Below are 24,674 nucleotides of genomic sequence, written 5' to 3' on the forward strand. Positions count from 1 at the left end.
CGGGGCCGGCCGTTCCGTCACGGTGGGGACATGGGCATCCGCATCGACCCCACGCTCGAGTTCGTCTGGCGCGACCCGGGGACCGTGCAGCTCGGCGTCGACCCGCCGCGTGCCGTCGTCCCGGTGCCGTCCACGGCCGAGGAACGGTTCCTCTGCGCACTCCGACGGGAGACGAGCCGTGACGCGCTGACCGCACTCGCCGCGACGACCGGGTGCCGCCCGGAGGTCGCCGCGCGGATCCTCGGCGACGCCTCCCCCGCCGTGGTCGAGGTGCTGCCCGAACCGCTCGCACGGGTCGAGGTGCACGGGCCGGGCGCCCTCGCCGACACGGTGGCGGAGCTGCTCTCCGGCGAGGGCGTCACCGTCGCCAGGACCGCCGCGCCGCGTGGCGGTCCGGTGGTGCTCCCCGACCCGCCGCCGTCCCTCGCGCTCGTGGTCGCCGACCACGTCGTCGACCCGGCCCTCCGCGCGGCCTGGGCACGTCGCGGGACGCCGCACCTCGCACTCGTCGTCGGCGACGGCCGGGTGCGCCTCGGTCCGGTGCTCGTGCCCGGCGAGGGCCCGTGCCTGCAGTGCGTCGAGTACGCACGCGTCGACGCCGACCCGGCGTGGCCGGCACTCGCCGCGCAGGTCTGGGGTCGACCGGCAGCGCCGCTGTCACCGTGGCGGCTGGCCGCGCTCGCGTCCGCCGCCACCCGGATGCTCGTGCAGCGGCTGCCGAGCACGACGCAGGAGCCGGGGACGGACCAGGTCGTGTTCGACCGCGACGACCTGTCCGTCAGCCTGCTGCCGGTGGCTCCGCACCCGCGGTGTGCGTGTCGAGCGCTGCCAGGAACCGGCTCGGGGCCCGGGCACCCCCTCGCGTGGAACCCTGTCGCGACCACGTGACGGTGACGGACCGGCGTGCGCGGGTGAGGCCCACGTAGAAGAGCCGCCGTTCCTCGTCGACCTCGTCGTCGGTGGACGCGTGCGAGATCGGCAGCAGCCCCTCGGCGGCACCGACCACCAGGACGTGCGGCCACTCCAGGCCCTTCGACGAGTGCAGCGTGGCGAGCGTGACCGCGTCGAGCTCCGGCTCGTGGTGGGTCGCCGCACGGTCCACGAGGTCCTGCGTGAACTGCTGCATCGTCGTGCCCTCGGGCGAGGCCTCGGCCAGGCCCATGATCGCCTGCAGCGCCTCCCACTGGTCGCGGACCGCGCCCGTGCCGTCGGGCTGGGTGGGGGTCCAGCCGCTCAGCTGCAGCACGAGCCCGACGCGTCGGGTGAGCTCGTCGTCCGTCTGCCGGACCGCCTCGCCGCGCATGTGGTGCACGGCGAGCTTCACCTCGGGCCGGTCGAAGAAGCGGGTGCCGCCCTGCACGCGGTACGGGATCCCGGCACGACCGAGCGCGGACTCGAGTGCGGCCGCCTGCGCCCCGACGCGGTACAGCACGGCGCACTCGCCGAACCGGGCGTCGCCCGCGACGAGCTCGCCGATGCGCCGTGCCACGGTCTGGGCCTCGTCCCCGTCGTGCACGCACGCCAGGACCTCGGGCGCAGGCCCCGGCTCGGCCGTCTGCGCGACGAGGTCGAGCGCGCCCGGCTGCCCGCGCATGAGGGTGTTCGCCGCGTGGACGACCTCCCGCGTGGACCGGTAGTTCCGCTCGAGCCGCAGCACCGATCCCCGCGGGAACTCCGAGCCGAAGCCGAGCAGGTACCGGCTCGAGGCCCCGGCGAACGAGTAGATCGTCTGGCTGGCGTCACCGACCACGCACACGTCGTCGCGACCGCCCAGCCACGCACGGAGCAGGTCGTGCTGGACGGGTGAGACGTCCTGGTACTCGTCGACGACGAAGAACCGGTACTGCTGCCGCACGTACGATGCCACGCGCGGCTCCGACTCGACCATCCCGAGCGTGGCGAGCAGGACGTCCTCGAAGTCGAGCTGCCGCCGGTCGTCCTTGAGCTGCTCGTAGGCGCGCATGAGGTCGACGACGCGTCGCGCCGGGGTGTCCCGCGGCATCACCCGGTCGACGGCGGCGGCCTCGTACTCGTCGTACGTGAGCATCTGCACCTTGCGCCACTCCACCTCGGCCGCCAGGTCGCGCAGGACCGGGGTGTCGACGTGGATCCCCACGGTGTCGGCCGCGTGCGCGATGACCCGGCCCTTGGACTCGACGATCCGCGGTGCGTGCCCGCCGACGGTGTCCGGCCAGAAGTAGCTGAGCTGCGCCATCGCGGCGGCGTGGAACGTCCGGGCCTGCACGGTGCCCGCACCGAGGGCGCGCAGCCGGGAGCGCAGCTCACCCGCGGCGCGCGTGGTGAAGGTCAGCGCGAGGACGTGGTTCGGCGAGTAGGTGCCGGTCGCCACCCCGTACGCGATGCGGTGCGTGATCGCCCGCGTCTTGCCGGTCCCGGCGCCGGCGAGGACCGCGACCGGACCGAGCAGGGTGCGGGCGACGGTCTGCTGCTCGGCGTCGAGCGCGGCGAGGAGCTCGTCGGGCGAGGGCGGCCGCACCGGGGCGGGGCGTCCGTCGGTCACGGCAGGTCGAGCGGCCCGCCGTACCACTCCTCGATGATGGCGCGGGCGATGGACGTCCGGCCGGGCAGCAGCAGGGTGTCACCGGCGCGTTCGCGGACCTCGTCGCGCGAGAACCACCGGACGTCGAGGATCTCGACCCCGTCCGGGCGGACCGTTGACGGGTCGCCGTCCAGGGCACGCGCACGGAAGCCCAGCATGAGCGAGGCGGGGAACGGCCAGGGCTGCGATCCGAGGTACTCGGGTTCCTCGACGCGGACGCCGGACTCCTCCCAGACCTCGCGTCGCACGGCATCCTCGAGGGACTCCCCCGGCTCGACGAACCCGGCGAGCAGCGAGTACCGGTCGGCGTCCCACGCCGCGTTCGAGCCGAGCAGGATGCGGTCGTCCGCGTCGGTCACGCCGACGATGATCGCCGCGTCCGTGCGCGGGAAGATCTCGTGCCCCTCCGGGTCGCGGCGGACCCACCCGCCGCTGACGACCGCCGAGGGCGAGCCGGTCCGCGGCGAGAACCCGTGCACGGCGTGCCAGTTGGCCATCGCCACGGTCTCGACCGCGAGGCCCTGGTCGCGTGCGGACAGCTCGGTGCCGAACATGCGGAGGCTCGCCCACGCGTCGTCGTCGGGCTCGATCGCCGCGGCCGCGGCCGTGTCGAGCAGCGCGGCGACGAAGCGCGTCCCGGCGGGGGCGTCCGGGGCGTCCGCGACCGCGCGGCCGAGGTACAGCACCACGGCGTCCTCGGGCACGGCCGTGACCTCGACGAAGCGGAGCGCACCGTCCGGTTCGCGGAGCAGGTCGGCGCCGCGCACCGGCAGCCACCGCGTCGAGGGGTCGTCCCGGAGGACGCGCTCGAGGTCCGGCGTGGTCCGGAACTCCGCGTCACGGTCGAGTTCGTTGCGGGACAGCGGGAGCCTTGCGGCGAACTCGACGGTCACGGCAGGGCGCTCCTTGCGGTCGGGACAGGGTCTCCGGCTGTCGTCCGGCGGGACCCCGTGGACCGTTCCGGGGCTCGACGGGCCAGCGTGGCGTGCGCTCGGCCCCCGGACGCGGACCTACCCTGAGGACATGGCGGGATTCCAGTTCACTCTAGCCGCGTTGGCGACGACGGCCGTTCCCGGCATGGTCGTCACGGGCACACGCACACTCGGCTCGGCGGCGTCCGGCGACTACGAGTCGGCCGTCCTCCGCGACGCTGACGGCGCGCTGAGCGCCATCCGCCGACCGCGCAACCAGCGCGCCGAGGCCCGGCAGTCGGCCGACCTCGTCGCGATCCGCGCCCTGAGCGCCGGCATCCGCACCCGACTCCCCTTCGCGGTGGCCGAGTACCGCGGCCAGGCACCGGTCGGGTCGACGCGCGCCATCGTCACGACCTACGTGCACGGTGCGCACCCGACGCTCCGCGACCTCGGGGAGCGCCCGGAGCTCGCCACCGCCGTGGGCCGCGCCGTCGCCGCCGTGCACCAGCTGCCGACGAGCTTCGTCACCGACGCCGGCCTGCCCTCCCTCACCCCGTTCGAGGTGCTGCGCTCCGCCGTGTCCGTCATGGACCGTGCGGTCGCGACCAAGCTCGTGCCCGCCGCGCTCGTCGAGCGCTGGGAGGGCGCTGCGCGCGACCAGCAGCTCTGGCAGTTCACGCCGACCGTCGTGCACGGCGCCGTCGGCACCGGGGTCCTGCTGGTCGACGGCGACGCCGTCAGCGGTGTCCTCGACTGGGGCGAGCTCCGGCTCGGCGACCCCGCGAAGGACCTCGCGTGGGTGCTCGCGGGGCAGCGCGAGGCGTTCGACACCGTCCTCAGCGCGTACGAGGCGAACGGCGGCGGTCGTGACCGCCAGCTCGCCCAGCGCGCCCGGGTGTACCACGAGCTCGAGACCGCGCAGTGGCTGCTGCACGGTGTGCAGGCGAAGAGCACCGAGGTCGTCGACGACGCCGTCGCGATGATGCACCGCCTCGTCGACGCGGTGCAGACGCCGACGGCGGCGCCGCTGCAGTCGGTCTCCCCCGAGACGATGGAGATCGGCGAGGTCGAGCAGCTGCTGTCGTCGACCGAACGCCGCCACGGCTGACCCGACGAGCGGGCGCACCGCGCCCGAAGCGTCCCGACCGCACACGGTGCGTCGCGACCGCGCAGCCGATCGACTGTCGGACGGGAGGCACGGGGCGGGCCCGCCACGCGCCTCCCGTCCGCTGTCGGATCAGCCGACGGCGTCCCGCCACGCGCGCTCGAGACCGGCGCGGTCGAGCAGCTCGGTCGGGCGGACCTCGAGGTCGTCGGCGACGAAGTAGAACACCGCGTCGACCTCGTCGAGCGGGCGACCCGTGAACTCCGCGTAGGCGACGCGGTAGAGCGCGAGCTGGAGCTGCCGCGCGGCCAGGTCGTCCGCGCCGCTCGGCGCCTTGCCCGTCTTCCAGTCGACGACCTCGGCCCGACCGTCGATCTCGTACACGGCGTCGAGCTTGCAGACGATGCTGTGGCCGAGGAACGGGATGTGGATCTCGCGCTCGACCTCGATCGGCGTCCGACCGGCCCAGCGTGACCGGGCGAACGTCGCCTGGAAGGCCGCGAGCCGTCGGGCGTCGTCGTCGGTCACGGCCGCGTCCGCGGAGGCGTCGACCGCCTCGTCCGCGTCGAGGTCGCGCTCGCCGTCCCACAGGTCCAGCGTCTCGAGGGACCCGCCGCTCCCCGCACGCTGCTCCACCCACCGGTGGAACAGGGTGCCGAGCCGGGTGGCCCGGTAGGGGCGCTCGGGCATCGGACGCCGCAGTCGCTCGGCGACGGCGCCGGGCTCCGCCAGGTAGTCCTTGAAGCCGGAGGCCGGGACCCGGTGCGGGACCGCCACGGCGTGCCGGGCGGACCGGCGCGCCTGCCGCTCGGCGAGCAGCAGGTCGATCTCGGCGGCGAACCGCCCGGCCGCGCCGGGGTTCGCGTTCCGCACCCGGTCGGCGGCGGCGAGCACCCGGGCGCCGCGCTGCCCGAAGGGCACGTGCGGCCAGGTCTGGGTCGCGCCGTCCTCGCCGAGCGGGTCCTCCTCGTGCACGGTGCGGTCGGGCACCGCCTCGGGGTCCACGATCCCGGCCTCGACCAGGTCGCGCAGGTACCGACTCGGCTCGGTCGGCTTCACGCCGCCGGCCCACCAGGACCCGGAGACGAGCAGGTCGTGCCGGGCCCGGGTGAGCGCGACGTACGTGAGCCGGCGTTCCTCGTCCTCGTTGCGGGAGCGCACCTGCTCCTTGTAGGCGTCGATCGCGTCGACCACGCCCTTCTGGTCGGCGTTCCCCCGCCAGGCGAGCTGCGGCAGTTCCTCGGCGTCGCCGCGGAACTCGTAGGGCAGCCGGCCGAAGCCCAGCCAGCCGGACGAGCCCTCCTGCGGTCGTGCCGGGAGCGCACCCTCGACGAGGCGCGGGACCGCGACGGCGTCCCACTCCAGGCCCTTCGACCCGTGGATGGTCAGGACCTGCACCGTGCCGGCCTCGGGCTCCTCGGACCGCGGGCCCATGTCGTCGCGGCGGGCAGCCGCGTCGATCCAGCCGAGGAAGGCGCCGAGGTCCGCCCGGTCGTCGGTGGCCGCGAAGCCCGCGAGCTCGTCGACGAAGGCGTCGAGGAACGCGGCGCTGCCCTGCTCGTGCGCGGCGACCTCGACGTCGAGCCGCATCTCCTGCACGACGAGCGTGACGAAGTCGACGAGGTCCCCCGAGGCCCGGGAGCGGAGCGCGGCGAGCTGCTGCCCGAGGGCACGCATGCGCTGCCGACCAGCGGGGCTGATGCCCTCGAGGGCACCGTGCTCGTCCGGGGCCGTCGCGACGAAGTCGAGTGCGTCGACGATCGAGCCGTGCTCCCCGGCCGCGACCGACGCCCGGAAGGCCGCGGTCACCTCGTCGTCGAGCCGCTGCTGCGTGTGGTCCCGCCCGAACAACCACCGCGCGAGCTCGTGCAGTGCGACGACGTCCGCCGCGCCCACGCGCCACCGTGCGCCCGCGAGCAGGCGGATCAGGTCGTTGCCCGCGGACGGGTCGTGAAGCACGCGCAGGCACGCGACCAGGTCGACGATCTCCGGTCGCTGCAGCAGGCCGCCGGTGCCGAGGACGTGGAACGGCACGCGCTGCGCGGCGAGCGCGGCGGTGAACGCCGACAGGTCCTTCCGCGAACGCAGCAGCAGCGCCATCGAGCCGTCGGGCGTCGCGGCACGGCGCGCGGCGAACCACCGAGCGACGCCCTCGGCCTCCTCCGGCAGGGTCTCCGGGAACAGCGCCGTGACGGTGCCGCGGTCCGCGCCCGGCCGCGGGGACAGGCGCTCGACGGCGACCTCCGACGCGGCGGAGAGCGGGTCGACGACGGCGTTCGCCCCGGCGAGCACGTCGACCGGGTTCCGCCAGCTCGTGGACAGGGCGAACGTGACCGGTGCGGGGCCCGCGTCGCCGAAGTCACGGGGGAAGCGCGCGAGGTTCGCCGCGCTCGCACCGCGGAAGCCGTAGATCGACTGGTGCGGGTCGCCGACGGCCATCACCGGGTGTCCGCGGAACAGCCGGGCCAGGAACCGGGTCTGGACCACCGAGGTGTCCTGGTACTCGTCGAGCAGCACGACGCGGAACCGGTGCCGCAGGTCGTCGACCACGCGCGGCGCGGACTCGGCGGCGGCGAGCGCGAGGGCGATCTGGTCGGAGAACTCCACGAAGCCGCGGTCGACCTTCTGCCGACGGAACTCCTCGACCAGGTCGACGAGCGGTTCGAGGGCGCCGATCGCCGCGACCGCGTCCGTGACCGTCTTGTAGGGGTTGCCCCGGGCGTTCCCGGGCAGCTCGAGCAGGCCCGCGAAGTCGATCGCGAAGCGCCGCAGGTCCGCGGGGTCGACGAGGTGCTCGGACACCGCGCCCGCGAGGGAGACCACCGCTGCGGTGACGGTGTCGACGTCACGGTCGAGCCCGGCCAACCGGTCGTCGCGCGCGGCGACGACCACGCGGCGCGCCAGCTGCCAGGCGGACGGTTCGGTGAGCACCTGGGACTCGCCGTCGCGTCCGACGAGCAGCGCGTTCTCGCGGAAGACCGCGTTCGCGAAGGCGTTGTACGTCGACACGGTCGGCGCCTCGAACGCGTCGCCCGCGGCGAGCAGGCCGACGTCCTCGAGCGCACGGATCCGGTCGTTGATGCGGACCGAGAGCTCGCCGGCGGCCTTGCGGGTGAAGGTCAGGCCGAGCACCTCGGCCGGTCGGACGAACCCGTTCGCGAGCAGCCAGACGACGCGGGAGGCCATCGTCTCGGTCTTCCCGCTGCCGGCGCCGGCGACGACGAGTGCGGGGGCGAGCGGCGACTCGATGACGGCGCGCTGCTGCGCGGTCGGGCGGGGTCGGCCGAGGGCGTCGGCGATCGCGTCGGCGTCGTGCTGCGCGGGAGCGCCTGCCGAGGGGTCCGCCGCCGCCGGCCGCTCGGTCTCGTGCTCGGTGCCGGTCGTCACCACGTCACCTCGCCCACCACGTGGATGCGGCACTCGACCCCGGTGCGTGCCCGGTCGCAGTGGTCGTCGACGTTCGCGAGGAAGGTCCGTCCGGCCATGCCCCGGGCGACGCCGTGGAGGCGGGCGCGGTACGCCTCGCGGGCCTCGTCGTCGAAGGCGTGCTGGGTCCGCTCCGAGAAGGCGCGACCACTCCGCGGGTTCTGCACGAAGACGAGCCGGGCGTCCGCCATCGACGACCCCGCGGGCACGCCCTCGACCGCGCCGTCCTCGACCGCGAGCTGGTACGCGCCGAGCTGCGGGTGCTCCGGCATGTCGTTCTTCTCGCTCGGCATCGAGCGCCCGGTCTTCAGGTCGACGACGCTGACCCGGCCGTCCGGGTCGACCTCGATGCGGTCGATGCTGCCCCGCATCCGCGCCGGTCCAGTTACGAGCGCGAACGAGGTCTCCGCGCCGAGGAGGCGCCGCCCGGCGCTCGCGAACGTCCGGAGGTAGTCGCTCAGCCCCTCGATCATGCGGCGGGTCCGGGCGCGCTCACGGTCGGCCACCCACGGCGACTCGAACGTGAGCTCGTCCCAGCGGCCCTCGACGTGCTCCCACAGGGACTCGACGTCGACCGTGGTCGCGTGCTCCATGGCCTCGTGCACGATCGTGCCGATGCCCATCGCCGGGCTCGGCGCCCCGCCGCCGAAGGTCTGCGCGAACCAGTGCACCGGGCACTCCTCGAAGGTGCCGATGCGCGACGGCGACACCGCGACCGTCGGCGGCACGGGTTCGCCGCCCTCGTGCTCCGGTGCCGGTGGGGCGTCGAGGTCGACGAGCGGGGCGTCCGTCGTCGGTGCGGCGGTGCCGTACCACTCGTCGGGAGACGCCCCGGGGACGTCGGCGTCGGCCAGGCGTGCGAGTGCCGAGGCGGCCTCGTGGTCCCCCGAGGTCACGACGCGACGGCGCAGCGACCCGGCCAGACCACGCAGGGACAGGGGGTGCACGGTCGGTTGCCGGTCGGGCGGCACGGGGACGAGCCGGACGAAGGGCGACGGTGCCTCGTCGTCGTTGGCGACGGTGCCGATCACCACCTGCGTCGTCGCGCGCGACACGGCCCGGGCGAACAGGCGCAGCTCGTCGGCGACCACCGCCGCCCGGTCGTCCACCGGGCCGTGTTCGACGCCCGCGGCCGCGCGGACCAGGCCGTCCGGGTCGAGGAGGCTCCCGCGGACCCGGGTGTTCGGCCACACCCCGTCCTGCAGCCCGAGCACGACGACGACGTCGCACTCGAGCCCGATGGTGGCCGACGGGGTGAGCACCCGGACACGGCCCGCCGTCCGGTCCGGTCCGATCGAGTCCTCGGGCAGGTCGGCCCCGAGCAGGTCGTCGACGAACACGCGGGCGGGGGCGTCCGGGGTGCGTTCCACGAAGCGCTTCGCCGCGGTGAACAGCCCGACGACCGCGTCGAGGTGCCGGTCGGCCTCGGCGGCGCCGACCCCACCGGCCGCCGACTGCCCGCCCCACGTGGTCGCCAGGCCGCTGCGCTCCCAGAGCCCCCAGAGGATCTCCTCGATGCTCGCGTCCGCGGCGGCGTCGGCGTGCGCGCGGACCAGGCTCCGGGCGAGCCGGGTCGTCCGGCGCGCGAACCCCGCGTCGACCGTCGCGAGCCGTTCGGGCGCGCCGAGCGCCTCGACCAGCAGCTCGTCGGCCGTGCGCGTGCCGCCGCCGGCGAGCTCCTCGCGGCGCAGGGCCAGCCGGAGTCGTCGCATGGCGAGGGTGTCGAGGCCACCGAGCGGCCCCGTCACGAATGATGTCGCGAGCTCGGCGTCGAGCGCCACGACGCCGAGTGCCACGCCGGCCGCGTCGAGGAGCGCCCGCGCGGCACCGTCGTCCCGCGGTCGGATCGGGGCGGCGCCGGCCGTGGCGGGGACCTCGGCGACGGACAGCGCCCGGACCAGCTCGGGGATCGCCGCGCCGCTGCGCGTCACGACCGCCATCCGGTGCCAGGGCACGCCGTCGAGCAACCGGTGCTCCCGCAGGCGACGGGCGACGGCGACGACCAGGGCCGACCGGCTCGCCGCCTCGAGGTGCAGCACGGCGTCGCTCCTGGCGTCGGTCGCCGATGCCGCCGCGGTGCGCTGCCGACCCGCGGCGGCGGCACCGATGCGCGCGGTCACGGCGCTCACGAGGGCGCGGACGGGCGCGGCGTGCCGGTGCACGGTGCCGAGCACGATCTCGTCGACCCGCTCGACGCCGAGGCGCACGGCCAGACGCCCGAGCACGTCCGGCTCGGCGCCGCGGAACGCCGACGCCGCGATGTCCGGATCGCCGAAGGCCACGACCTGCGTCCCCGCACGGGCGAGCGCGCCGAGCAGCGCGACCTCGCCCTCGACGAGCTCCTGCGTGTCGTCGACGACGACCAGCCGGAGCGCCGCCACGCTCGCCGGGACCTCGCCGCGGAGCACCGCGGCGGTCGCGAAGGCCACGAGCTCGGCGGCGTCGAGGCTGCTGCCGCGGAACGCGCTGACCGTGGCCCGGTACTCGTCGACGAAGTCGCCGACGGCCCGCCACTCCGGCCGCCCGGACTCGTCGCCGAGCTCGCGCATGTCCTCCGGCTCGACGCCGGCCGCGACCGCGCGCATCATGACGTCGCGCAGGGCCGTGCGGAACCCGGCGCGCTCCCGGACCACCGCGGTGATCGGTGCGGGCCACGCGGGCCCGGTGCCGTCGACCTCGTGCCCGTCGAGCAGGTCGGCGATGATGCGGTCCTGTTCGCCGCCGGTGAGCAGGGTCGGCGGCTCCTGTCCCTGCAGGGCGGCCGCGTGCGCGACGACCTGGAAGGCGAGCGAGTTCACGGTCCGGGCGAGGGCTCCGGGCACGACCCGGCCGGCCGCGGCGGCCAGACGGTCGCGGAGCGTGGTGGCGGCCGTGCGGGCCGAGGTCAGGGCGAGCACCGTCGCGTGGCCGTCCGCCGACACCGCGTCGGCCCGGCCGAGTCGATCGGCGACGAGCCGTGCGAGCGTCGTGGTCTTGCCGGTGCCGGGCGCCCCGAGCACGGCCGCGTGCCGTCCGTCCGGCAGCGCGAGCACCGCGTCCTGCGTCGGGTCGGCGACGAGCGGGCGGGCGACCCCGACGTCCTCGGGGAGGGTCGTCAGCGTCGTCCTGGGCACGCGGCAACGGTACCGAGGACGGCCGACAGCTCCGGCCGACGCACCGGTGCCGCGGCGGGAGAGCGGGCGCGTCCGCGGCCGGGGACGGCCACGAGTGCGCCCCGGGCGAACGCTCGATCCGCGCGCGGGGTGCTCGGATACGCTGTGCTCGTGGACATCAAGATCGGCATCATCAACAGCCCGCGCGAGATCGCCTTCGAGACCGCCCAGAGCGCCGAGGAGATCGAGCAGGCCGTGGCGCAGGCCCTCGAGTCGCAGTCGACCCACCTGTCGCTCAAGGACGACAAGGGCCGCCGCTTCATCGTGCCGGTCGCCTCGCTCGCCTACGTCGAGGTCGGCGCCGAGGAGTCGCGCCGCATCGGTTTCGTCGCCTGACGTGGAACTGCTCTTCGCCGTGCTCGGCGGCCTCCTCGCGGGGGCCGTCGCGCACGTCGTGGTGCCCTGGCGCTCGACCCGGGGCGCGCTGCTCGGCCCGGCGGTCGGCGGCATCACGGCCGCCGTGGCCTGGGAGGCCCTGACCTGGGCCGGCTGGCGGTACGACGGCGGCTGGATCTGGGTGGTCGCCCTGGTCGGTGCCGGTGTCGTCGCGGTGGTCACCGAGTGGGTGCTCGGTCGTCGTCGCACGACCGCGGACGACGCGTTCTTCGAGCGCGCCCGCGCCTGAGCCCGCCGGACCGCCCGCGCCTGATCTCGCCGGACCGTCGGCGCGCCCGCGCCTGACCCGCCGGACGGTCAGGCCGTCAGGCCCAGCGCGTCCATCCGCCGCGTGTGCGCCGCGATGAGCTCGGTCCACACCGGCTCGAGCCGCTCCTGGTCCTCACGCGCGTGCGATGCCAACGCCGACCGCGCCACGAGGAGCGTGTCCCCGACCAGCCGCCGGCCCCACATCGCGAGCCGCGAACCGACCTGCGGGTCCTGCTCGATGTGCGCCGCGAGCTCGTCCACGACCGCGCGTTCCTCACGGGCGTCGAAGACCGTCCGCAGGCGCTGCCGCACGTCGGCCGGCAGCGAGCGGAGCAGGCTGCCGAACAGGTCGTTGAGGATGCCGGCGGTGACGTACCCGGTCAGCATCGACTCGTACCAGTCGGCGCCGCTCGTGCGGGCGAGGAAGCGGTCGATCGCCTCGCGGTGCGGCTCCATCAGCTCGGCGGGCTGCCCGCCGTGCCGTTCGATCTCGGCCACGAGCGTCCGGTGCCGCTCGAGCGCGGTCGTCGCGAGGACGCCGGTCACCAGGCGGCCCGACATCGTCGGTGCCGCGGCACCCGCGCGGCCCATCGTCTCGTAGAGCGAGAGCTGGAGGTAGGCGGCCTGTCCCAGGTACACGTCGAGTTCCGGACTGACGTCGTCCAGCTGCAGGCGCTCCACGGGCTTGGCGTTCCGCGGGTTCCGCGACGCCAGCCACGCCGCCGCGAGCTGCGCAGCGCGCTTCCGGTTCCACCACGACACCACGCGACCAGCATAGGGGCCGTGGCACCCCGCTCCGGCCCGCGGGCGTGCTCGTCGCCGACCGTCGGTAGACTGGCCTGGACTTCCACCAGGACTAAGGTGCTTCTTTGACTTTCGCAGACCTCAACATCGAGCAGGACATCGTCGACGCGCTCGCGACGAAGGGCATCGCCGAGCCCTTCCCGATCCAGCAGCAGACGATCCCGCTCGCCCTCACCGGCCAGGACATCATCGGCCAGGCCAAGACGGGTACCGGCAAGACGTTCGGCTTCGGGCTCCCGCTCATCCAGCGCCTCGGCGCCGACCCGGAGCACGGCGTCAAGGCGCTCGTCGTCGTCCCGACCCGCGAGCTCGCGGTGCAGGTGACCGAGGACCTCGAGCTCGCCACCTCGAACCGGTCGACCACGATCGTGTCGATCTACGGCGGCAAGGCGTACGAGGGCCAGATCGAGCAGCTCAAGGCCGGCGCCCAGATCGTCGTCGGCACGCCCGGTCGTCTCATCGACCTGCAGCGCCAGCGCCTCCTCGACCTCTCCCACGTGCAGGAGGTCGTGCTCGACGAGGCCGACCGCATGCTCGACCTCGGCTTCCTGTCGGACATCGAGCGCATCTTCCAGGCCGTCCCCGCGGTGCGGCACACGATGCTGTTCTCGGCGACGATGCCGGCGCCGATCGTCGCGCTCGCCCGCCGCTTCATGACCCGCCCGGTGCACATCCGCGCGACGGACCCCGACGAGGGCCTGACGCAGGCGAACATCAAGCACGTCATCTACCGCGCGCACTCGCTCGACAAGGACGAGGTCATCGCCCGCATCCTGCAGGCCGAGGGCCGCGGCAAGACCGTGATCTTCACGCGCACCAAGCGCGCCGCCGCGAAGCTGGTCGAGGAGCTGAAGGACCGCGGGTTCAACGCCGCGGCCGTGCACGGCGACCTCAACCAGGAGCAGCGCGAGCGCGCGATGGCCGCCTTCAAGGCCGGCAAGCGTGACGTGCTCATCGCGACGGACGTCGCCGCCCGCGGCATCGACGTCGACGACGTCACGCACGTGATCAACCACACCATCCCGGACGACCCGGACACGTACCTGCACCGCGCGGGCCGCACCGGTCGCGCCGGCAAGACGGGCATCGCGGTCACGTTCGTCGACTGGGACGACCTGCACAAGTGGACGCTGATCGACAAGGCCCTCGAGTTCGGCATCCCCGAGCCCGTCGAGACCTACTCGTCGTCGCCGCACCTGTTCAGCGACCTCGACATCCCCGCCGGCACGAAGGGTCGCCTGCCCGGCGCGCCCTCGCACGCGGCCGAGGCCGGCTCCTCCTCCGCCGGCCGTGGCGCCCCGCGCAGCGGTGACCGTCGCGGGTCCGAGCGCAGCGGTGACCGCCAGGGCGGCGAGCGGGGCGGCTCGCGTCCGCGCTCGCGCACCCGGACGGGAGGCTCGTCCGAGGCCGCCACGTCGGCTCCGGCCGTCGAGTCCACGAGTCCCGACGCCGCGCAGCCCGCTGGCGAGGGCTCGACCACCGACGGCGCCGCGAAGCGTCGCCGTCGCCGCCGTCGCCGCGGCGGCAGCGGTTCCGCCGAGGCGACCGCCTCGGCTCCGCAGGGGTCGTCGGACGGCGAGTAGCGCCTCCGGACCGGAGGGCCCGTCGCTGACGCGACGGGCCCTTCGTCGTCCCAGCCCACGCGCGGGCCGGCCGTGCCGGGGTCGAGCGGACGGGGGTCAGGCCAGGCGGGAGCCCGCGCCGTGCACGGGCGCGCTGCCCGTCGCCTGCTCGACGATCGCGTCGAAGGAGACCCGGGCCGTGCGGTGCTCACCGAAGCGGTTCGGCTTGCCGGTGCCGTGGTAGTCGCTCGACCCCGTCACGAACAGGCCGTAGCGCTCCGCCCAGTCGAGCAGGGTGCGCTTGCCGTGCGCGAGGTTCTCGCGGTGGTCGACCTCGAGGCCGCCGAGCCCGGCGTCGACGAGTTCCCGGAGCGCCGGTTCGTCGATGACGATCCCGCGCGAGGACGCCGCCGGGTGCGCGATGACCGGGACCCCGCCGGCCGCCCGGATCAGCTCCACCCCGCGCAGGGGCGTCGGGGCGTCGTGCGGCTCGTAGTAGCCGGAGGCTGGGTGCAGGATGCCGCGGAAGGCGGCGCTCCGGTCGGGCTCGAGCCCGCGGGCGACGAGTGCGTCGGCGATGTGCGGGCGGCCGATGGTCGCACCGTCGCTGGCCTGCGCGATCACGTCGTCCCACGTGATCGGGTGGTCGCGGCCGATCCGGTCGACCATGCGTCGGGCGCGGGCGAACCGGCCGTCGCGGATGCGGGTCGTCTCCTCGACGAGGCCCGGGTCGGACGGGTCGACGAGGTAGCCGAGCACGTGGACGCTCCGGTACCCGACGCGGGTGCTCAGCTCGAGTCCGGGCACCAGTGTCATCGGCCGGTCGCGGACGGCGGCGATGGCCTCGTCCCATCCCGCGGTGGTGTCGTGGTCCGTCAGGGCGACGCCGTCGAGTCCGGCCGCGGCGGCTGCGGCAACGAGTGCGGCGGGGCGCTCGGTGCCGTCGGAGACGCTCGAGTGGGCGTGCAGGTCGATGAACGGATCGGGCACGTCGACCATGCTAGCGACAGGTGAACAGCCGCTCAGGCCGCACGGTCAGCTCGGTGCGATGATGGGTGACATGGCCGACACCACCCCTCGCGCGACGAGCAACCGTTCCACCACCCCCGGGTCCTCGACCTTCAAGGACCACATCGCGTCGCAGTGGGCGGACCGTGTGCGGCCCACTCCCGAGCCCCGCGAGCAGTCGGCCTTCGCAGCCGAGCGCCGCGCCCGGATCTCGGAGCTGCACCCCGGGCGCACGATCGTGGTGCCCGCCGGACAGGCGAAGGTGCGCTCGAACGACTGCGACTACCCGTTCCGCCCGCACTCGACCTTCGCGCACCTGACCGGCTGGGGCACCGACACGGTCGTCGGCTCCGTGCTCGTGCTGACGCCGAACGGGTCCGGGCACGACGCCACGCTGTACTTCCGCGCCACGGCCGGCCGCGACTCCGAGGAGTTCTACGCGAACCCCGAGATCGGCGAGTTCTGGGTCGGCCCGCGTCCGTCGCTCGACGAGGTCGCCGCCGACCTCGGGCTCGCGACGGCCGACCTCGGCGCCTTCGCCGAGGTCGCCGACGGGCTCGACGCCTCGGTGCTGCTCGTCCGCGACGCCGACGACGAGCTGACCCGCGCGCTCGACGCCCGCCTCGGCACCGCGGTGGGCGGGGCCGAGGCGACCGACGCCGCGCCCGCGACCGACGACGTGCTCTCCCGCGACCTGTCCGAGCTCCGGCTCGTGAAGGACGCGTACGAGGTGAACGAGCTCCGGAAGGCCGTCGAGGCCACGAAGTCCGGGTTCGACGACGTCATCGCCGACTTCGACGCCGTCCTGGCGCACCCCCGGGGCGAGCGCATCGTCGAGGGCACCTTCAACCGCCGTGCCCGGGCCGACGGCAACACGGTGGGCTACGACACCATCGCCGCGTCGGGCCACCACGCCTGCATCCTGCACTGGACCCGCAACGACGGTGCCGTGGAGCCGGGCGACCTCATCCTCATCGACGCCGGCGTCGAGGTCGACTCGTTCTACACCGCCGACATCACCCGCACGCTGCCGGTCAGCGGGACCTTCACCGACGTGCAGCGGATGGTCTACGAGGCCGTGCTCGAGGCGGCGGACGCCGCGTTCGCGATCGTCAGGCCCGGGATCACCTTCCGCGAGGTCCACGCCACCGCCATGGAGGTCATCGCCCGGAAGACCGCCGAGTGGGGCTTCCTGCCCGGGACCGCGGAGGAGTCGCTCCAGCCGGACAACCAGTTCCACCGCCGCTACATGGTGCACGGCACGAGCCACCACCTCGGGCTCGACGTGCACGACTGCGCGAAGGCCCGCCGCGAGATGTACATCGACGGCACCGTGCAGCCCGGCATGGTCTTCACGATCGAGCCCGGCCTGTACTTCCAGCAGGACGACCTCACCGTCCCCGAGGAGTTCCGCGGCATCGGTGTCCGCATCGAGGACGACGTCCTGGTGACCGAGGACGGTGCCGAGAACCTCTCCGTGGGCATCCCCCGGACCCCCTCGGAAGTGGAGGGGTGGATCGCGCGGTCCGGCCGCTAGCCTGGACCGGTGACGACGATGCCCGACACCAGCCCCAGCACGACGCCCGCCGCGGTCCCCGCACCGACCGGCACCACCGTGCCGCGCGGGCTGTCCATCGACGTCGAGCACTTCGACTCGCCGGACGCGCAGCGGCTCCGGGCCGCGCAGCGCCTGGAGATCGACCGGTCCTACGGTGGCGACACCGAGCCCGGCGAGAAGCCGACGGCCGAGTCCATCGCGGTGTTCTTCGTGGCGCGGGACGAGGACGGCACGCCGCTCGGCTGCGGTGGGCTGCGCCTCGTGCAGGACGGCATCGCCGAGGTGAAGCGCATGTACGTCCGACCCGAGTCGCGCGGTGCCGGGGTGTCGACCGGGATCCTCCGTCGCCTCGAGGAGGCCGCGATCGACCTCGGGTCGCCCGCGCTCGTGCTCGAGACCGGTGACCAGCAGCAGCGCGCCATCGGGTTCTACGAGCGCGAGGGCTTCACCCGCATCGCCAACTTCGGCCCCTACGTCGGGGCTGCGCGCTCCGTCTGCTACTCGAAGGTCCTGTAGCCGGGACCCCCGCACGACGACGCCCGCGCCGACCCGTTGGTCGGTCGCGGGCGTCGTTCCGTCGGCGAGGGCCTCGGGTCGTCAGGCGCGGTCGTCGTCGCGCCGCTGCTCCGGTGCACCGTCAGCAGCACCGCCGCGGTCGGCACCGCGCCCGCGGTCGTCGTCCGCGCCCGTGACACGCTCGCCGTACTGCGGGCGCTCGTCGGACCGCGACTGCGGCACCCGCGGGTCGACGGCCGGCGCGGGCTGCTGCGCGGTCTGCGGGGTCTCGCCGTAGCGGGGTCCCTCGTTCGTGCCGTACCGCGGGCCGTCGTTCGTGCCGTACCGCGGGCCACCGTCCTGGGGGCGACCGCCGTCACCGGGGCGACCGCCCTGCGGACCGGGGGCCGACGTGCCGGGCTGCTGCGTGCCTCCCGGCCGGTGCGGCGTGGCGTGTCCGCCGTACGGCGACCCCTGCTGCGGGCCCGGGCGCCACGGTTCCTGGCCCTGGAAGGGCCGCGCGCTCGTGCCGGGTGCTCCCGGCTGCGGGGCGTCGTTCCAGTGCGTCGACGGGGTCGCGCCGTGCTGGCCGAGGATCTGCTGCGCCTGCCCGGTCAGCTGCGGGTCGACCACGATCTGGTAGTTCGTTGCGAGCACCTGGTGCACGCTCGTGAAGTCGCGCTGCCGCTTCGTGATGGCGAAGGAGACGATGCCGTAGAGCATGCCGAACGCGGCACCGATGATCGCGGCAGCGATGATCAGGCCCCCGGCGGTCGGCGAGAACAGCGTCAGGACGATGCCGAAGAAGATGCCCAGCCAGAGGCCGGACAGCGCGCCCGCGATGGCGGCGCGTCCGTACGTCATCTTGCCGGTGACGCGCTCGACCGTCTTGAGGTCGTTGCCGACGATCGCGATCTTCGCGACGGGGAAGTCCGCCTCCGCCAGCTTCGCGACGACGCGCTGCGCGTCCGGGTAGCTGTCGTAGGTGCCGAGGACGTCCCCGCGCGGCAGCGTCGGGAAGGCCTGGGCGGTGCGTCCGGCGAACGGGCTCTGGTTGCTCACCCAGCCATCATCCACCGAGCACCTTGCGATCACACGTGCGCCTCCCGGGTGTCTCCGGGGTGCTCCGCGGTGCTCCGTCGGCGCAGACTTCGCCTCCGGGCGCCTCCGGGATGCCTCAGGGTCGGCGCCGTCCGTCGGGCATGCGCCCGGACCGGCACCGACTACGCTGGACGGGTGAGCGCCTCGAAGGTCTTCGTCGCCCGCCTCGCCGGGTGCTCCGTCTTCGACCCCGCGGGCGACCGCGTCGGCCGCGTCCGGGACGTCCTGGTGGTGTACCGACGGGCCGATCCCCCACGCGTGGTCGGGCTCATCGTCGAGGTCCCGGGCAAGCGCCGCATCTTCCTGAGCATCGGACGCGTCACGTCGATCGGTGTGGGCCAGGTCATCACCACGGGCATCGTCAACATGCGCCGCTTCGAGCAGCGCGGCGGCGAGGTCCGGGTGATCGCCGAGATGCTCGGACGCAAGGTCCTGCTGACCCGCGACCGCATCCGCGCCACGATCGAGGACGTCGCGATCGAGGACCGCGGGCAGGGCGACTGGGAGGTGTCGCAGCTCTTCCTCCGCAAGCCGAAGACGACCCCGTCGCCGTTCGGCAAGGGGCCGACGACCTTCGCCACCTGGAACGAGGTCACCGAGGACGAGCTCCCCGGCGAGGCCCAGTCCGCCGAGCACGTCATCGCCGCGTACTCCGACCTGGTCCCCGCCGACCTCGCCAGCACGCTGCTCGACCTGCCCGAGGAACGCCGCTTCGAGGTGGCCGAGGAGCTCCCCGACGACCGGCTCGCCGACGTGCTCGAGGAGATGCCCGACCAGGAGCGCATCGACATCCTGACCCGGCTCGAGGACGCCCGCGCCGCCGACGTCCTCGACCAGATGCAGCCGGACGACGCCGCCGACGTGCTCGCGCAGTTCCCCGACGACCGGAGCGAGGCACTGCTGCAGCTCATGGAGCCGGAGGAGGCGCAGGACGTGCGCATGCTCCTGGAGTACGAGCCGGACACCGCCGGTGGCCTCATGACCACCGAGCCGGTCATCGTCTCCGCCGACGCCACCGTGGCCGAGGGGCTCGCGCTCATCCGCCGGCACGAGCTCGCCCCGGCGCTCGGCGCGAGCGTCTGCGTGACCCTGCCGCCGTACGAGCCGCCGACCGGTCGGTTCCTCGGCCTGGTGCACTTCCAGCGCATGCTCCGCTACCCGCCGAACGAACGCCTCGGCACGCTCATCGACCAGCAGACCGAACCGGTGCGGGTCGACGCCAGCGCCGCCGAGGTCACGCGCGTCATGGCGACCTACAACCTCGTGTCCGTCCCCGTGGTCGACGACGCCCACCGCCTGGTCGGGGTGGTGACGATCGACGACGTCCTCGACCACGTCCTGCCCGACGACTGGCGAAGTCAGGGCGAGGGGGAAGCCCCCTCGCGACTCCGCCAACGCCCGCGCAAGACGCCCGTGACGACGGGAAGGAGGACCACCCGTGGCCCGAACGGATGACGACCGCCAGGAGCGTCTCGACTCGCCCAAGGGCATGCGCACGCGCGTGCTCCCGACCCGGCGTCGCGGCCGCGGTGACACCTTCGGTCGGGCGACCGAGGGCATCGCGCGCGCGATGGGCACGCCCTGGTTCCTCGTCGGCCTGACCCTCTTCTGCGCCGTCTGGATGGGCTACAACACGCTGGCCCCGAAGCCGTGGCAGTTCGACTCCGCGGCGATCGGCTTCACGGCGCTGACGCTCGTGCTGTCGCTGCAGGCCTCGTACGCGGCACCGCTCATCCTGCTCGCGCAGAACCGGCAGGACGACCGCGACCGCGTGCAGTTCGAGCAGGATCGCCAGCGTGCCGAGCGGAACCTCGCCGACACCGAGTACCTCGCCCGCGAGGTCGTCGCCCTCCGCCTGGCGATGCGAGACATGGCGTCGAAGGACTTCATCCGCGCCGAGCTCCGGTCCCTGCTCGAGGAGCTCGACCGCCGCGACACCGAGGACGCCGGCTTCGCCGACGAGCCGGGCACGACCACGCGTGGCTGAGGAGCGTCTCGGCGAAGCCGTCCTCGCTGCGCTCGGCCGCGTGCTCGACCCGGAGATCCGTCGCCCCGTCACGGAGCTCGACATGATCCGCGGCGTCGACGTGCAGCCGGGAGGCTCGGTGCGCGTGGACCTGCAGCTCACGATCGTCGGGTGCCCGGCCGCCGACACGATCGAGCGCGACGTACGGTCGGCCGCCGGTTCGGTGGACGGCGTGCACCACGTCGACGTCGACGTCTCCGTCATGAGCCCGGCGACGCGGGCCGCGCTCACCGAGCGGCTGCGTGGCGACCGGCCGCGCGGCGTGCAGTTCACGCCGGACACCCTGACCCGGGTCATCGCCGTGACCAGCGGCAAGGGCGGCGTCGGCAAGTCGACCGTCACCGTCAACCTGGCGGTCGCGCTCGCTGCCGCCGGACAGCGGGTCGGCGTGGTCGACGTCGACGTGCACGGCTTCAGCGTCCCCGGGCTGATGGGGCTGACGGACGCGCACGGCGTCGCACCCCGACCGACCCGCGTGGACAGCATGATCCTGCCGCCGGTCGCGCACGAGGTGAAGGTCGTCTCGATCGGCATGTTCGTCGACGACGTCTCGACCGCGGTGTCCTGGCGCGGGCCGATGCTGCACCGGACGGTCGCGCAGTTCCTCACCGACGTGTGGTTCGGCGACCTCGACGTGCTCCTGCTCGACCTGCCGCCCGGGACCGGCGACGTGGCGATCTCGGTCGGCCAGCTGCTCCCCCACGCCGAGGTGCTCGTCGTCACGACGCCGCAGGCCGCGGCGGCCGACGTCGCCGAGCGGAGCGGGGTCGTCGCCCGACAGACCGGGCAGCGGGTCATCGGCGTCGTCGAGAACATGGCCGGGCTCGTGCAGCCCGACGGCACCGTGCTGCACCTGTTCGGCGAGGGCGGCGGGGACGAGACCGCGGCGCGGCTGTCCCGTGGGCAGGACGTGCCCGTGCCGGTGCTCGGTCGCGTGCCGCTCTCGGTGCCGCTCCGGGAGGGCGGGGACATCGGCCTGCCCGTCGTGCTCGGCAGCCCGGAGGACCCGGCGGCCGTAGCCCTGCGCGGGGTCGCCGAGCGGATCACGACGATGGGCCGCGGGCTCGCCGGCCGGAAGCTCGGGCTGACACTGTCCTGACCGCCCCTCCAAGGCGGCGCTCGCGTCACCGACGGCCGCCTCGGTACCGTGTCGGCATGGACAGCACCGACCACGTCACCGTCGACTGGGACGCCGCGCGGGACACGAACCGCGCGAACTGGGACGACCGCGTGCCCATCCACGAGGGCGCCTACGACGTCGCCGCGCTCGACGACCCCGCGTACCGGTCCGACGTCGTGCGCGACGACCTGCCCGCGCTCGCCCCGTGGCTGCCGGGCGGCTCGCTCGACGGGCTCGACGTCTGCCACCTGCAGTGCCACATCGGCACGGACACGGTGTCGCTCGCGCGCGAGGGCGCACGGCTGACCGGAGTCGACTTCTCGGCACCGGCCCTCGCGTCGGCGGCCGCCCTCGCGTCACGCCTCGGCCTCGACGTCACGTGGGTCGAGACCGACGTGCTCGACGCCCGCGCCGCCGTCACCGGCGACTTCGACGTCGTCTACACGAGCATCGGCACGATCTGCTGGCTGCCCGACCTCGACCGGTGGGCCGCACAGGTCGCCGCGCTCCTGCGTCCGGGCGGCGTGTTCTTCATCCGCGACGGGCACCCGGCGCTGTACGCCCTCGACGAGGACGCGGCCGAGCTCGTCAGCCGGTACCGGTACTTCCCGGACGGCACGGCGCAGCAGTGGGAGGACGCGGGCACCTACGTCGGGGAGGGCACCGTCGCGAACACCCGGACGTACGAGTGGCCGCACCCGCTCTCCGAGGTCGTGAACGCCCTGCTCGGCGCCGGGCTGCGGCTCCGCCGGCTCGACGAGGGCCGGACGCTCCCCTGGCGCTTCAGCCCGCGCATGGAGGAGGACGGTCACGGCTCGTGGGTGTGGCCCGCCGGGGACCGCGACCGCGTGCCCACGACGTTCACGATCGTCGCGACGAAGGACTGACCCGACGCGACCGGACGACGGACGGGAGGCACGGTGCCAGCCGGCACCGTGCCTCCCGTCCGTCAGAGGTCACGAGACGTTCGTCAGGTCGCCTCGGTGTCGTACGGCGCGGCCTCGCCCTCGGCGAGCGGCACCGTCGGTGCCGTGGCGCGCACCTTCGACGCGGTGACCTGCGCGGTCTGCACGGCAGCCATGCCCGCGGCGGTGCTGTCGCCCGAGTCGAGCAGGGCGTCGCGGATGATGCGCCGCGGGTCGTACTGCCGCGGGTCGAGCTTCTGCCAGTCGACGTCGTCGAACTCGGGGCCCATCTCCTCGCGCATCCGGTCCTTCGCGGTGTCCGCGAACCGGCGCACGGCCTTCACGAACTCGGCGAGCTTCTGCGCGTACATCGGCAGGCGCTGCGGCCCGAGCAGCAGCACCGCGATGATCCCGATGATCAGGATCTTGTTGAAGTCGATGGACACGGCAACGAGCGTAACCCGTGACACTGCGCCGCACCCGTAGAGTTGTCCTCCGAACGGAGTGTGCGTGTCAGAGAAAGAGTCGAACTGGAAGTTCGCCGAGGACATCGTCTCGGAGCCCGAGGTGATCGCCCGAGCGCGAGAGCACTCCCTGGAACTCGGGGTCGAGGCGATCTCCCCCGCGATCGGCGCCCAGGTGGCCGTGGTCGCCGCGGCGTCCCGCGCGACCAGCATGATCGAGATCGGCACCGGGCTCGGCGTCTCCGGGCTGTACCTGCTGCGCGGCGCCCCGGACGCGACCCTGACGACGATCGACGTCGAGGTCGACCACCAGCAGTACGCGCGTGACGCCTACCTCGCGGCCGGCACGGCACCCGCGCGGGTGCGGTTGATCCCCGGTCGTGCGAACCAGGTGCTCCCCCGGATGAACGAGGCCTCCTACGACGTCGTCCTCGTCGACGCCGACCCCGAGCACGTCATCGAGTACGTCGAGCACGGCCTCCGGCTCGCGCGGGTCGGCGGGACGGTGCTCGTCCCGCACGCCCTCTGGCGCGGCCGTGTCGCCGACCCGGTGCGGCGGGACCGCGCGACGACGGACTTCCGCCTGCTGCTCACCGAGGTGTCGACCTCGGGCGCGGTGCGCAGCGCCCTCTCGCCCGCGGGCGACGGGCTGCTGCAGATGACGAAGGTCTCCGCCTAGCGGAACCCGGTCTGGAGGCGCGGGTCACCCCAGGTGGCGCAGGTACCGTTCCGGCGCGGCGAGGAAGGCCCGCTGGTCGCGGACCAGGTCGAGGTCGCCCCACGCGGTGCGGCGCAGCCCCCACTCCCCCACCTCGTGCACCGCGGCACCGGGGAACGCGGCGAGGACCGGGGAGTGCGTCGAGAGCAGGACCTGGCCGACCCCGGTGTCGACGACGGACTGCAGCAGGCCGATGAGGGCGAGGCACCCGGAGAACGACAGCGCCGACTCGGGCTCGTCGAGGATCCACAGGCCGGGCCACCGCGACCGGTCGATCACGAAGTCGAGGAACGACTCGCCGTGGCTGCGCTCGTGGAAGCGCGGTTCGTCGGGCCGCCCGCCGTGCCCCTCGAGGTACGTGAAGAAGCCGTGCATGGTCTCGGCACGCAGGAAGAACCCGCTCTTCGGGGCACCGGGCTCGCGCACGAGCAGGAGGTGCTCCCACAGCTGCGACTCGGTCGGCCGGGTCGAGTGGCCGGACATCGTGGAGCCGCCCTCGGGCGACATGCCGTAGGCGAGGGCGACCGCCTCGACCAGGGTGGACTTGCCGACCCCGTTGTCGCCGACGAACACCGTCACCGGGTCGAGGTCGAGCCCCTCGTCGAGGACCTGCCGCACCGGCGCGAGCGTGCCGGGCCAGGAGTGACGCGACAGCGGGTCGGGCGCGTACTCCTCGATGCGGCGGATCGGCAGGCGGGTGCGGGGCACGCGACCCATCCTGTCCGACGGCACCGACAGACGCAGGAGGCCGTGGACGGCAGGAGGCCCGGAGCGACAGCAGGCCCGGAGCGTGGGTGCTCCGGGCCTCCTGTCGTGGTGCTTCGACGGACTAGGCCGAGACGACCTCGGCGAGTGCGTCGTGGAGTTCCTTGGCCTCGGCGTCGTTGACCGAGACCACCAGGCGGCCTCCACCTTCGAGCGGAACCCGCACGATGATGAGTCGACCCTCCTTGACAGCCTCCATCGGCCCGTCGCCGGTCCTCGGCTTCATTGCTGCCACCAGATGTCCCCTTTCGTGCAGTACATGCCTGCCCATTATCCCGTATCAGCGGGGCAACTGCGAAACCGCCCAGGTTGGGGGCCGCGGATCGCTGCGTTCTCGCGGGTCGGA

Annotated in this window: 22 protein-coding genes; 12 read left to right on the forward strand and 10 right to left on the reverse strand. The window is 74.1% G+C overall.

The genetic code is table 11. The annotated features are described in order from the left end of the window. Positions 1 to 30: 30 nt before the first annotated feature. On the forward strand, positions 31 to 888 hold the full coding sequence (locus AB0N84_RS01430) for a TOMM precursor leader peptide-binding protein (RefSeq protein ID WP_182046493.1): 858 nt from the start codon (positions 31 to 33) through the stop codon (positions 886 to 888). Here AB0N84_RS01430 and AB0N84_RS01435 read toward each other — a convergent pair. After that, positions 779 to 2,521, reverse strand: a complete 1,743-nt coding sequence (locus tag AB0N84_RS01435) for an ATP-dependent helicase (RefSeq protein ID WP_363543266.1) — start codon at positions 2,519 to 2,521, stop codon at positions 779 to 781. The genes AB0N84_RS01430 and AB0N84_RS01435 overlap by 110 nt on opposite strands. Then, a complete protein-coding gene (nudC, locus tag AB0N84_RS01440; protein WP_363543269.1) occupies positions 2,518 to 3,453 on the reverse strand; it encodes an NAD(+) diphosphatase in 936 nt (311 codons plus the stop codon). Before nudC ends, AB0N84_RS01435 begins: the two co-directional genes overlap by 4 nt. Positions 3,454 to 3,583: 130 nt before the next feature. Between nudC and AB0N84_RS01445 the strand changes: the two genes are divergently transcribed. Continuing rightward, entirely contained in the window at positions 3,584 to 4,582 is a 999-nt protein-coding gene (locus AB0N84_RS01445) for a phosphotransferase (protein ID WP_363543271.1), read from the forward strand. A gap of 129 nt (positions 4,583 to 4,711) precedes the next feature. Here the strand turns inward: AB0N84_RS01445 and AB0N84_RS01450 are convergent, their stop codons facing one another. Together AB0N84_RS01450 and AB0N84_RS01455 are read right to left on the reverse strand one after the other, a co-directional pair. Next, the gene (locus AB0N84_RS01450) at positions 4,712 to 7,966 is read right to left on the reverse strand and encodes an ATP-dependent DNA helicase (protein ID WP_363543274.1); all 3,255 of its coding nucleotides are present in this window, start codon (positions 7,964 to 7,966) and stop codon (positions 4,712 to 4,714) included. Beyond that, entirely contained in the window at positions 7,963 to 11,118 is a 3,156-nt protein-coding gene (locus AB0N84_RS01455) for a PD-(D/E)XK nuclease family protein (protein WP_363543276.1), read from the reverse strand. Before AB0N84_RS01455 ends, AB0N84_RS01450 begins: the two co-directional genes overlap by 4 nt. 150 nt (positions 11,119 to 11,268) lie before the next feature. Here AB0N84_RS01455 and AB0N84_RS01460 point away from each other — a divergent pair, with 150 nt between their 5' ends. Next, positions 11,269 to 11,493, forward strand: coding sequence for a DUF3107 domain-containing protein (locus tag AB0N84_RS01460; RefSeq protein WP_069711785.1), 225 nt, complete (start codon positions 11,269 to 11,271; stop codon positions 11,491 to 11,493). 1 nt (position 11,494) lies between these two features. After that, complete coding sequence (locus tag AB0N84_RS01465) at positions 11,495 to 11,782, forward strand: hypothetical protein (RefSeq protein ID WP_069711621.1); 288 nt, start codon at positions 11,495 to 11,497, stop codon at positions 11,780 to 11,782. A 68-nt stretch (positions 11,783 to 11,850) separates the two neighbouring features. Here the strand turns inward: AB0N84_RS01465 and AB0N84_RS01470 are convergent, their stop codons facing one another. Beyond that, complete coding sequence (locus tag AB0N84_RS01470; protein WP_259346270.1) at positions 11,851 to 12,567, reverse strand: ferritin-like domain-containing protein; 717 nt, start codon at positions 12,565 to 12,567, stop codon at positions 11,851 to 11,853. Positions 12,568 to 12,671: 104 nt separating this feature from the next. Here AB0N84_RS01470 and AB0N84_RS01475 point away from each other — a divergent pair, with 104 nt between their 5' ends. Further along, positions 12,672 to 14,189 carry a DEAD/DEAH box helicase gene (locus AB0N84_RS01475; RefSeq protein WP_363543279.1) on the forward strand — a complete coding sequence of 506 codons (1,518 nt, stop codon included), beginning with the start codon at positions 12,672 to 12,674 and terminating at the stop codon, positions 14,187 to 14,189. 96 nt (positions 14,190 to 14,285) lie between these two features. Here the strand turns inward: AB0N84_RS01475 and AB0N84_RS01480 are convergent, their stop codons facing one another. Further along, positions 14,286 to 15,167: a PHP domain-containing protein gene (locus tag AB0N84_RS01480; RefSeq protein ID WP_363543281.1), complete on the reverse strand. Its 882-nt coding sequence runs from the start codon at positions 15,165 to 15,167 to the stop codon at positions 14,286 to 14,288. 61 nt (positions 15,168 to 15,228) lie between these two features. On the opposite strand from AB0N84_RS01480, the gene AB0N84_RS01485 reads away from it, so the two are divergent. After that, a complete protein-coding gene (locus tag AB0N84_RS01485; protein WP_289457738.1) occupies positions 15,229 to 16,713 on the forward strand; it encodes an aminopeptidase P family protein in 1,485 nt (494 codons plus the stop codon). An 18-nt stretch (positions 16,714 to 16,731) separates the two neighbouring features. Beyond that, positions 16,732 to 17,250, forward strand: coding sequence for a GNAT family N-acetyltransferase (locus tag AB0N84_RS01490; protein ID WP_083263761.1), 519 nt, complete (start codon positions 16,732 to 16,734; stop codon positions 17,248 to 17,250). An 81-nt stretch (positions 17,251 to 17,331) separates the two neighbouring features. Here AB0N84_RS01490 and AB0N84_RS01495 read toward each other — a convergent pair whose 3' ends face one another. Then, entirely contained in the window at positions 17,332 to 18,291 is a 960-nt protein-coding gene (locus tag AB0N84_RS01495) for a general stress protein (protein ID WP_363543284.1), read from the reverse strand. A gap of 174 nt (positions 18,292 to 18,465) precedes the next feature. Between AB0N84_RS01495 and AB0N84_RS01500 the strand changes: the two genes are divergently transcribed. The 4 genes from AB0N84_RS01500 to AB0N84_RS01515 are packed head-to-tail and all read left to right on the forward strand — an operon-like array spanning position 18,466 to position 22,363. After that, positions 18,466 to 19,785 (forward strand): CBS domain-containing protein, encoded by a 1,320-nt coding sequence (locus tag AB0N84_RS01500; RefSeq protein WP_363543286.1) that lies wholly within the window; start codon positions 18,466 to 18,468, stop codon positions 19,783 to 19,785. Then, positions 19,769 to 20,317 carry a DUF1003 domain-containing protein gene (locus AB0N84_RS01505; protein WP_189319537.1) on the forward strand — a complete coding sequence of 183 codons (549 nt, stop codon included), beginning with the start codon at positions 19,769 to 19,771 and terminating at the stop codon, positions 20,315 to 20,317. Before AB0N84_RS01500 ends, AB0N84_RS01505 begins: the two co-directional genes overlap by 17 nt. Then, positions 20,310 to 21,455 (forward strand): P-loop NTPase, encoded by a 1,146-nt coding sequence (locus AB0N84_RS01510; protein WP_363543290.1) that lies wholly within the window; start codon positions 20,310 to 20,312, stop codon positions 21,453 to 21,455. The genes AB0N84_RS01505 and AB0N84_RS01510 overlap by 8 nt, the downstream gene beginning before the upstream one ends. A 56-nt stretch (positions 21,456 to 21,511) precedes the next feature. Further along, entirely contained in the window at positions 21,512 to 22,363 is an 852-nt protein-coding gene (locus tag AB0N84_RS01515; protein WP_289457740.1) for a methyltransferase, read from the forward strand. Between the two features lie 83 nt (positions 22,364 to 22,446). On the opposite strand, the gene AB0N84_RS01520 is transcribed toward AB0N84_RS01515, so the two are convergent. Continuing rightward, positions 22,447 to 22,827 carry a twin-arginine translocase TatA/TatE family subunit gene (locus AB0N84_RS01520; protein WP_069711629.1) on the reverse strand — a complete coding sequence of 127 codons (381 nt, stop codon included), beginning with the start codon at positions 22,825 to 22,827 and terminating at the stop codon, positions 22,447 to 22,449. A gap of 64 nt (positions 22,828 to 22,891) precedes the next feature. On the opposite strand from AB0N84_RS01520, the gene AB0N84_RS01525 reads away from it, so the two are divergent. Next, the gene (locus tag AB0N84_RS01525; RefSeq protein ID WP_182047057.1) at positions 22,892 to 23,524 is read left to right on the forward strand and encodes a class I SAM-dependent methyltransferase; all 633 of its coding nucleotides are present in this window, start codon (positions 22,892 to 22,894) and stop codon (positions 23,522 to 23,524) included. A 24-nt stretch (positions 23,525 to 23,548) separates the two neighbouring features. Here the strand turns inward: AB0N84_RS01525 and AB0N84_RS01530 are convergent, their stop codons facing one another. Both AB0N84_RS01530 and AB0N84_RS01535 read right to left on the reverse strand, forming a co-directional pair. After that, on the reverse strand, positions 23,549 to 24,271 hold the full coding sequence (locus AB0N84_RS01530) for an AAA family ATPase (RefSeq protein ID WP_363543294.1): 723 nt from the start codon (positions 24,269 to 24,271) through the stop codon (positions 23,549 to 23,551). 121 nt (positions 24,272 to 24,392) lie between these two features. After that, on the reverse strand, positions 24,393 to 24,563 hold the full coding sequence (locus AB0N84_RS01535; RefSeq protein WP_017887054.1) for a DUF3117 domain-containing protein: 171 nt from the start codon (positions 24,561 to 24,563) through the stop codon (positions 24,393 to 24,395). Between the last annotated feature and the right edge of the window lie 111 nt (positions 24,564 to 24,674).

Origin of the sequence: Curtobacterium sp. NPDC089185, from assembly GCF_040685235.1 — a bacterium.
GTDB lineage: Bacteria > Actinomycetota > Actinomycetes > Actinomycetales > Microbacteriaceae > Curtobacterium > Curtobacterium citri.

What these genes read in the sequence shown, in the direction of transcription:
- AB0N84_RS01430 (WP_182046493.1), top strand. Translation starts at nt 31, where the DNA reads ATGGGCATCCGCATCGACCCCACGCTCGAGTTCGTCTGGCGCGACCCG.
- AB0N84_RS01445 (WP_363543271.1), top strand. Translation starts at nt 3,584, where the DNA reads ATGGCGGGATTCCAGTTCACTCTAGCCGCGTTGGCGACGACGGCCGTT.
- AB0N84_RS01480 (WP_363543281.1), bottom strand. Translation starts at nt 15,167, where the DNA reads ATGGTCGACGTGCCCGATCCGTTCATCGACCTGCACGCCCACTCGAGC.
- AB0N84_RS01485 (WP_289457738.1), top strand. Translation starts at nt 15,229, where the DNA reads ATGGCCGACACCACCCCTCGCGCGACGAGCAACCGTTCCACCACCCCC.
- AB0N84_RS01490 (WP_083263761.1), top strand. Translation starts at nt 16,732, where the DNA reads ATGCCCGACACCAGCCCCAGCACGACGCCCGCCGCGGTCCCCGCACCG.
- AB0N84_RS01515 (WP_289457740.1), top strand. Translation starts at nt 21,512, where the DNA reads ATGGACAGCACCGACCACGTCACCGTCGACTGGGACGCCGCGCGGGAC.